Annotated in this window: 5 protein-coding genes, 1 tRNA gene and 1 rRNA gene; 2 read left to right on the top strand and 5 right to left on the bottom strand. The window is 59.8% G+C overall.

What is annotated here, in order from left to right:
* Positions 1 to 305: 305 nt before the first annotated feature.
* The 3 genes from AArcSt11_RS14490 to AArcSt11_RS14480 form a co-directional block, all read right to left on the bottom strand.
* Positions 306 to 377: transfer RNA gene (locus AArcSt11_RS14490), tRNA-Ala, on the bottom strand.
* A 145-nt stretch (positions 378 to 522) separates the two neighbouring features.
* Positions 523 to 1,993 (bottom strand): 16S ribosomal RNA (locus AArcSt11_RS14485).
* A gap of 852 nt (positions 1,994 to 2,845) precedes the next feature.
* On the bottom strand, positions 2,846 to 3,154 hold the full coding sequence (locus tag AArcSt11_RS14480) for a non-histone chromosomal MC1 family protein (protein ID WP_250598126.1): 309 nt from the start codon (positions 3,152 to 3,154) through the stop codon (positions 2,846 to 2,848).
* A gap of 246 nt (positions 3,155 to 3,400) precedes the next feature.
* Between AArcSt11_RS14480 and AArcSt11_RS14475 the strand changes: the two genes are divergently transcribed.
* Together AArcSt11_RS14475 and AArcSt11_RS14470 are read left to right on the top strand one after the other, a co-directional pair.
* The gene (locus AArcSt11_RS14475; protein ID WP_238478567.1) at positions 3,401 to 3,598 is read left to right on the top strand and encodes a hypothetical protein; all 198 of its coding nucleotides are present in this window, start codon (positions 3,401 to 3,403) and stop codon (positions 3,596 to 3,598) included.
* A 65-nt stretch (positions 3,599 to 3,663) separates the two neighbouring features.
* Positions 3,664 to 4,719: a quinone-dependent dihydroorotate dehydrogenase gene (locus AArcSt11_RS14470; protein WP_250598124.1), complete on the top strand. Its 1,056-nt coding sequence runs from the start codon at positions 3,664 to 3,666 to the stop codon at positions 4,717 to 4,719.
* Between the two features lie 125 nt (positions 4,720 to 4,844).
* Here AArcSt11_RS14470 and pheT read toward each other — a convergent pair whose 3' ends face one another.
* Together pheT and pheS are read right to left on the bottom strand one after the other, a co-directional pair.
* Positions 4,845 to 6,572 carry a phenylalanine--tRNA ligase subunit beta gene (gene pheT, locus AArcSt11_RS14465; RefSeq protein WP_250598122.1) on the bottom strand — a complete coding sequence of 576 codons (1,728 nt, stop codon included), beginning with the start codon at positions 6,570 to 6,572 and terminating at the stop codon, positions 4,845 to 4,847.
* Positions 6,572 to 8,083 (bottom strand): phenylalanine--tRNA ligase subunit alpha, encoded by a 1,512-nt coding sequence (gene pheS, locus AArcSt11_RS14460; RefSeq protein WP_250598120.1) that lies wholly within the window; start codon positions 8,081 to 8,083, stop codon positions 6,572 to 6,574. Before pheS ends, pheT begins: the two co-directional genes overlap by 1 nt.
* Positions 8,084 to 8,097: the final 14 nt, after the last annotated feature.

The raw sequence follows: 8,097 nt of genomic DNA, 5'->3' as shown, positions 1-8,097 counted from the left end.
GCAGCTTGGCACGTCCGTCGTCGGCTCTCGAGCCGAGCTATTCACCAGTCAGCGTTGTAGCCACGCAAATAATTCGTGTGTCGTCTGTGTTGGACCACGTTAGAGCAGACTCGCTGTCTGCGGAACTGGTCCAGTGGACGTCTGGATCGCACGTACACATGGTTTCCTCACACCCGGGGTGGTCTAGCCGAGTGTTCAACCCTTCCCATCCGCGCTTGCACGGGATGGTGCATCAGTTTCGCTTCGTACCCAACCGAGTGCCCGTTCCCGTATAAGGGCAACGGTTCTCGATTCGGTACGAGCCATGGACCCACAGGGATTCGAACCCTGGGCATCCTCCTTGCAAAGGAGGCACTCTACCACTGAGCTATGGGCCCACTCCTTCGAGCTGTACTCGAAGGAGCGGTGTGTGCAGGTGTTAGCTTTGATAGTTCGTTAGCGCCCGGACGCTCGTGGTGGCGTCGCCGGCATGCGGACTATGAGTATGTAGGTGGGTCGGGGCGTCGCCCCGATCCCGGTCAGTGGAGGTGATCCAGCCGCAGATTCCCCTACGGCTACCTTGTTACGACTTAAGCCCCCTTGCGGAGCCCAGATTCGACCTGGGAACCAGGCCTCATCCGGACCCCACTCGGGTGCTTTGACGGGCGGTGTGTGCAAGGAGCAGGGACGTATTCACCGCCGCCTTCTGAGCGGCGATTACTACCGAATCCAGCTTCATGAGGGCGAGTTTCAGCCCTCAATCCGAACTACGATCGAGTTTCGGAGATTAGCGCCCCCTTTCGGGGTTGCATCCCACTGTCTCGACCATTGTAGCCCGCGTGTAGCCCAGCACATTCGGGGCATACTGACCTACCGTTGCCCGTTCCTTCCTCCGTGTTAGCCACGGCAGTCTCCCTAATGTACCCACCTGGCGCAAGCCAGTGCTGGCAATTAAGGATGCGGGTCTCGCTCGTTGCCTGACTTAACAGGACGCCTCACGGTACGAGCTGACGGCGGCCATGCACCTCCTCTCAACAGGTCTGATAAGCTCATCACACTGATCGTCACTCCTGTTGTCGATGCTGGTGAGATGTCCGGCGTTGAGTCCAATTAAACCGCAGGCTCCTCCGGTTGTAGTGCTCCCCCGCCAATTCCTTTAAGTTTCATCCTTGCGGACGTACTTCCCAGGCGGCCCGTTTATCGTCTTCACTGCGGCACAGCACAGGCTCGTAGCCTGTGCCACACCTAACGGGCATCGTTTACGGCCAAGACTACCCGGGTATCTAATCCGGTTCGTGACCTTGGCTTTCGTCCCTCACCGTCGGATCTGTCTTCTCGAGGCGCTTTCGCCACCGGTGGTCCGACCAGGATTATAGGATTTCACTCCTACCCCGGTCGTACCCCTCGAGCCATCCAGTCCCAAGCCAGGCAGGTTTCACCGGCCGCCTACATGTTGAGCATGTAGATTTCCCGATAAACTTACCTGGCAGGCTACGGACGCTTTAGGCCCAATAATCGCGGCCATCACTTGAGCTGCCGGTATTACCGCGGCGGCTGGCACCGGTCTTGCCCAGCTCTTGTTCCACCACCTCCCTACGGTGGTGAAAAGCGAGGACTATATGCCCTCGCACTGGGGATCCCCTTATCGCACTGTCGTGCAGTGTAAAGGTTTCGCGCCTGCTGCGCCCCGTAGGGCCCGGTATCTTGTCTCAGATACCGTCTCCGGGCTCTTGCTCTCACAACCCGTACCGATTACTGGCACGGTGGGCCGTTACCCCACCGTCTACCTAATCGGCCGCAGCCACAGCCTCTGGCGCCGGAGCGTTTGCGGTTCCGTGCAGTTCCAGCAGCGGAACGGTATCGAGTATTAGCCTCAGTTTCCCGAGAGTATGCTCGTCCAGAGGGTAGTTTGGCCACGTGTTACTGAGCTTTCCGCCACGAGTCTGAACTCGTGCGACTAGCATGGCTAAATCGGATCCCCATAGCAATGGCCTCCGGCAGGATCAACCGGAATGTGCCCCCTGGTGGGGGCGGTTAGGCGGGATGCCTTCCCAGAGGGAAGGCGTCACCATTCGTTCCCGAACTGGGAACGAGATCGCGTTTGTAACATTGCATGAGTCCGTAATCCGGCGACGACCAGGCACGAGCGCCCGGATGTCGCCGAACTACCAAAGCTAACATCAGATTCCATCGTGTACGGCGGACCGCAGGGGTGGAATCCTCATCTCTTCCGGACCAAATCGTACTCCGAGAAAGCCCTTAAGGCCTTCGAAGCGTCTTCGTCTGGTCCAAGCGACTGAGACCCGAGTTGAACGGGCCGTCGGTCGCGTCGTGTCGTTCGCATTCAATCCGAGTGCCCTTAACCACTTAAGGGCATCGGATTGTTGTTCCGTCGAACGAACCGACGGAACCGTTGTGCGCAGTGAATCGATACGTCGCTTTCACACTTAAGGGCGTCGTTTCGCCATGGCGTGTGAGTTGCGAGACGTACCTGTCTCCGAATCAGGGACGGCCGGAGCCACCGAGCGTTGCGATGGATCCGGACTGCGTCACGTCGATTGCATACTGTCGGAAGCCGGTGGTAAACTTAAGACCGTCGAACGAATCCGTCATCGAAAACGAGTACCATGGGAACATAGTGACTCACTCGAAAGTACAACAACGAAACGACGCGGAAGGAGCGCATAGACGACGCTAGCTCGTGAGAATATTGCGCGGCTGGAGGTCGGCCACTCATTCCGCGCATCGTGCGTGTGGTCGGGCCGAGAGATGGCCGCGCAGAAGATCAATCGGGACAGGAGCAAAAAGTCGTTACGAACCGTATTACTTCACCAGGCACCGGGCCAAAATGCTGCCTCTGAGGGGCTTACTCGTCGATGTGATCAATCCCTTCTTTCGAGACGTTCGCCTCAGTGATCTCCTCGGGCATCCAGTCGGGTTTGTCATCGGGAGCCTCCTCGTTCCACGCCCAGCCCTCATAGATGTGAACCTTGTCGGTCCCTTTCTCTCTGAGCCGGAGCTCGGTCGTGTCAGCATCCTCTTCTGAGGGGGCCGGATTGAGCCGTCGTGCTGCCTTCAGTGCAGCCTGTCGGGGAGTGTTTCCGGAAAACACGCTCGGCTCTTCGCCTTCTTCCTCGCGCAGTGCAAAGTTTCGTTTACCGTCTTCTCGTACCATGATTTGTCGCCTCCATGCGAACCGAACGCATGGTTCAATATAAATATATCCCCGACGGGAAGCCCGTTCAGTTTATCATATATAATACTAACTTTTTTAATCACGTATTCTGCCGTGAAAACGGACGACACAGACAAGACTGGGCCAATATGTAGGGCAAAAGGATACGTGCGCACGGATGCGTTCCTGCGGTCGTAGAAAACACTTAAGTATATCGTGTATCGAATCTCGTCATAGAACTCCCTGATGGTACGGAAAAAGAAGCTCAGTCCCAGCGGTGCGAAAGGTGAAGACGGCGAGTACCACAACGTCCACATTAACCTGCACGAAGACGAACTGGCGGTCGCCGGGATGGATATCGGCGACGAAGTGTTTGTTCGCGTGCGCGAGGACAAGATTATCATTCAAAAAGCCGACCAAGACGAAGTAGAACACGACTTCTGAATCGCCGTACCGACAGTATAGATCCTTCGGGAGATTTATAATCGAACGCTCGACGACAACATACGATGGACGTGTACAGTATTGCAAAGCCGCTTTTTTTTAGACTCCCAGCAGAGACAGCCCACAATATCGTCCACACGGGGCTGACGGTTACACAGGGTACGTCGGTCGAGCAGTGGGTAGAGCGCCGATACGCGGTCGACGACGCTCGGCTCTGCGTGGACCTGTGGGATCTCGAATTTCCCACACCGGTCGGTGTCGCTGCGGGGTTCGACAAGAACGCAGAGGCACCGTCGATGCTCAGTGCACTCGGCTTTGGCCACGTCGAAATCGGCGGCGTTACTGCCGAAAAACAGCCCGGAAATCCTCGACCTCGAATGTTCCGATTACCCGAGGATAAGGCGCTAATCAACCGAATGGGATTCAACAACGACGGTGCAGACGAGATCGGGGCACGGATGCAACGTCTCGATCTCCCGGACGTCCCTATCGGTGTGAACATCGGGAAGTCAAAGTCGACGCCCCTGGAGGAGGCTGCGGATGATTACGCGTACACGTACGAGCGCGTAGCCGAACACGGCGACTACTTTGTCGTGAACGTCTCCAGTCCGAACACGCCAGGCCTCAGAGAGTTGCAGAACCGCGAGCACCTGGAACGGATTCTCGGGCGGCTCACGGAACTGGGTGCGGATCCACTGCTGGTGAAGCTCTCACCGGATCTCCCGGAGGGATCGATCGAAGACGCTCTCGCAGTGGTCAACGACCTTGATCTCGACGGCGTTATCGCCATCAATACGACAACCGAGCGTGGCGACTCGCTACGGAACCCGAACGCCGCCGAAGAGGGTGGGCTCTCCGGAAAACCGATCGAAAACAGAGGAACGGAGACAGTGAAGTTCGTCTCGGAGCGGACCGATGTCCCGGTAATCGGTGTCGGTGGCATCTCTGACGCCGAAGGAGCCTACAAAAAGATCCGTGCTGGCGCAAGCGTCGTCCAGCTCTATACTGGACTGGTCTACGAAGGCCCTGGACTTGCACGCGAAATCAACGAGGGGCTGTTAGAACTGCTGGAGCGGGACGGGTTCGACTCGGTCGAGGAGGCCGTTGGCGTGGACCTGTAACCGGACGGGGAGAACAGCTTTTTGTACGAATACGAAGCCAGAGCCGTGCGTGTACTGACCGGCGCCGTAGCGTGGGGCGCAGAGCGCACCACGACTCGCTACGGATACGGAGTGGTGCCTGTTCGCTACTGCAGCGCGTCGAGCCGTAGCTCGAACGCCGAGACGGGAAGTTCGAGTTCGTGTTCGACCAGTACCTCGGGATGTATTTCACCGACGACACCCACAGCCGTCCCATCGATCACGATGTCCGCAGTCCGTCCATCGATGAAGCTCGGGTGCGTCGTCAGTGGCGTCTCCAGTTCGACGCCGAAGTTCCGGGCCAGCGTCTGAAGCCGTCCCTTCGCATCCTCGTAGGTCGCGTCGTGCCGGGCAAGAACGCCAGCAACAGCCCGGTGTTCCGCGACGTTCGTGTTCTCGGACCCGTCGACCTGCGCGGCGAGACCGATTTCGGCGAGATCCTGCGGGTAACTCCGGTGGGTGTTCCCTTCGAGCACCATCAGCAGGGAGGGCAGCACCCACGTCCGGAGCATGGTGTAGTCCTCGCTGTAGGGGTTCTTGATCGTGGTCGGCGTCGCCGCGCCGAGGGCGTCGTCTTCCGGGGAGATCCCCATCCGATCGAAGTTCTCGGCCTCGTTGATCATGTAGAAGTTGAGCATGTCCTCGAAACCGAGACCGACCAGCTGGGTTCGCACGGCGTCTTCGAGGCGCGAACGCTCGTGTCGACCACCCACGGTGCTCACCTCGGGATACCGCGGTTCGAGATCGTTGAATCCGTACGCCCGACCGATGTCGTCGACGAGATCCAGCGGGTGAAGCACATCGACCCGGTACGGTGGGATCGTCACGTCGTACACGAGATTGCCGTCGTCGTCTTCGGTAGTCTCGGCGTCGAGACCGGACCGCTCGAAGAGGTCGATCACTTCCTCGGGGTCGAAGTCCACTCCGAGCAGTGTCTCGATCCGATCGTGTGAGACCTCTTTTTCGGACACCTCAAAATCCGGCCTGTGGAGTTCGCGATTGGGATACTCCACGACGACGTCCTCGATCGTTGCGCCACGGGCGTCGAGGGCATAACAGATGATCGCACACATCCGGTCGATCGTCCACTGGTCGGTCCCGGTCAACTCGACGAACAGATCCCGGGAGTCAGTCGACACCTCGGTCCGTCGACCGTTGATCACGGGTGGGAACGAGAACAGCCCGATGTCGTCGTAGATAGCGGGATACCGCTCGTACTCGCTCACGAGGTCGGCGTACGTCTGGCCTGTCGGATGTTCTTCGAGTACATCTGCGGGCGTGAGCTCCCGGTCAGAATCAAGGGCCACGAACCGGTCACCCTCGGGGTCAACGCTCGTGTACCGGATGCTGTTGGTCGTTCGCTCCTCGCCCGCAGTGGGGTCGAGTGACGTGCCCTTCAGCATCGTGAGATCGTGAATACCGATCGCACCTTTCGCGCGCTTGCGACCCATCGTGGCGTGAAGCTTCTCCTGGAGCTGGATCAGCGAGTCCAGCGCGTCCTCGCTCAGGTTGACGCCCCGGATCACCGCACCAGTGACGTAGGGACGGCCCTCGGGTGCGTCCTCGACCTCGATGACCCAGTCGGCATCGTTCGTGTTCGGGACGTGGACGCCGCGGTCGTCGCCGTACTGGTACCGCAGCGAGCGGGCGATCCCCTCGACTGAAAGCCGGTCCAGCCGGTCGGGAGCGAACTCCAGTTCGAACTCGCCGTCCTCGGTCGAGCCCTCGTACTCGAGGCCAAGCGAGAACAGGTCGTCTTTGAGCTGTTCGTCGGATTTCTCCTCGTGGTCGGTCAACTCGCGCAGTTCGTCGGGGTCGACATCGACTGTTGGCATCAGTACATCACCTCGGTTTCTCGCAGCAGTTCGAGATCACACAGCGTGCCGTGGACGTCGCGGATGTCCTCGAAGCCGTAGATCAGCATGAGCAGGCGTTCCAGCGCGAGCCCCCAGGCCATTACGTCACACTCGACGCCCAGCGGTTCGAGCATCTCCTCGCGGAAGATGCCGCTGTTGCCGATCTCGATCAGTTCGCCCGTCTCGGGATGGGTGCCAAAGAGCTCGAAGCTCGGCTCTGTGTAGGGGTTGTAGTGCGGTTTGAACTCGATGTCGGTGATCCCGAACTGGGCGTAAAACTCCTCGAAGGTGCCCATCAGATCACGTACGGAGAGATCTTTGGCCATCACCCAGCCCTCGATCTGGAAGAACTCCAGGAGGTGGGTCGGATCGAGCGTGTCGTTCCGGTAGACCTTCTCGACGCTGAAATATCGCTGGGGCGGTTCAAGCTCGCCGACCTGCTCGCCGGAGAGATACCGGGTGGAGAGGCTGGTGGTATGGCCACGGAGCGCCAGCGCACGCGCGAAGTCCTCGTCCCACGGCGAGTGATAGCCGTCGCCGTGCTCGCCGACGCCCTCGCGATGGGCGCGTTCGACGCGCTCGACCAGATCCGGGGGGAGCTCGTCGATCTCCCGGGGCTCATCCATGGCAAAGCGGTCCCAGTGGGTCCTGGCGGGATGGTCCTGGGGCATGAACAGACAGTCGTTGATCCAGAAGTCCGCGTCGACGTGTGGGCCTTCCATCTCCTGGAAGCCCATGCCGACGAGGACGTCCTTGACGCGGTTTGCGGTCTGGCGGAGGATGTGTTCTTTCCCGCCGCCGTACTCGGGGGCGTCGGCCTCGACGTTGTACTCGGTGAACTCCACGGATTCCCACTCGCCGCTGGTGAGCAGCTCGGGAGTGAGCCGGTCGACGGTTTCGGCCGCCTCGACGCCCTCCATCAGCGCGGTGACGCCATCGTCAGTGAGTTGCACCGAGCGAACAGTCCGCTCGCTACGGTCGACGAGTCCACGGTGGTCGAGCTGGTCGAGCGTCTCGGCGTCGACCGAATCCGGATCATCGGTCTCAATAGAAGCGAGTGCAGCGGCTTCGGTATCGGCGTTCGGATCGGCAGCCGGATCGGCCGTGATCTCGCCGCTGTCGATCGCGCCGTAGCCTTTCCGGGCGTAGTTCGAGAGCGCGATGTCGACGGCGTTGCCCCCGAGGCCGGACGACCCGATCACCTGCCCCATCGAAACCGAGTCGGCGGCGGCGTCGAGATCGATCGCCGCTTCGTACAGCCGAACTTCGGGGAGACCGTCATCGAGATATTGCTGGCCCTCCTCGGTGAGTTCGACGCTCTCCTCGACGTCCTCCTCGATCGTGACGAGCCCATCGGCTTCGAGGTCGAACGCCGCGCCGGTGACGGTCTCGGGTTTTTCGCCTGTCGCCGACGCTAGCTGGTCGATCGTCTGTGCCTCGTCTGCACTTGCGGCCTCTATGACCGCGACCTGTGATGCTGGAAGTCTCATGGGTTCATATGTCT

The organism is Natranaeroarchaeum aerophilus, from assembly GCF_023638055.1.
GTDB lineage: Archaea > Halobacteriota > Halobacteria > Halobacteriales > Natronoarchaeaceae > Natranaeroarchaeum > Natranaeroarchaeum aerophilum.
This window is presented reverse-complemented; position numbering and strand designations above follow the sequence as displayed.

Coding starts and splice junctions, on each gene's coding strand:
- AArcSt11_RS14475 (WP_238478567.1), top strand. CDS start 3,401: ATGGTACGGAAAAAGAAGCTCAGTCCCAGCGGTGCGAAAGGTGAAGAC.
- AArcSt11_RS14470 (WP_250598124.1), top strand. CDS start 3,664: ATGGACGTGTACAGTATTGCAAAGCCGCTTTTTTTTAGACTCCCAGCA.
- pheT (WP_250598122.1), bottom strand. CDS start 6,572: ATGCCAACAGTCGATGTCGACCCCGACGAACTGCGCGAGTTGACCGAC.
- pheS (WP_250598120.1), bottom strand. CDS start 8,083: ATGAGACTTCCAGCATCACAGGTCGCGGTCATAGAGGCCGCAAGTGCA.
- AArcSt11_RS14480 (WP_250598126.1), bottom strand. CDS start 3,154: ATGGTACGAGAAGACGGTAAACGAAACTTTGCACTGCGCGAGGAAGAA.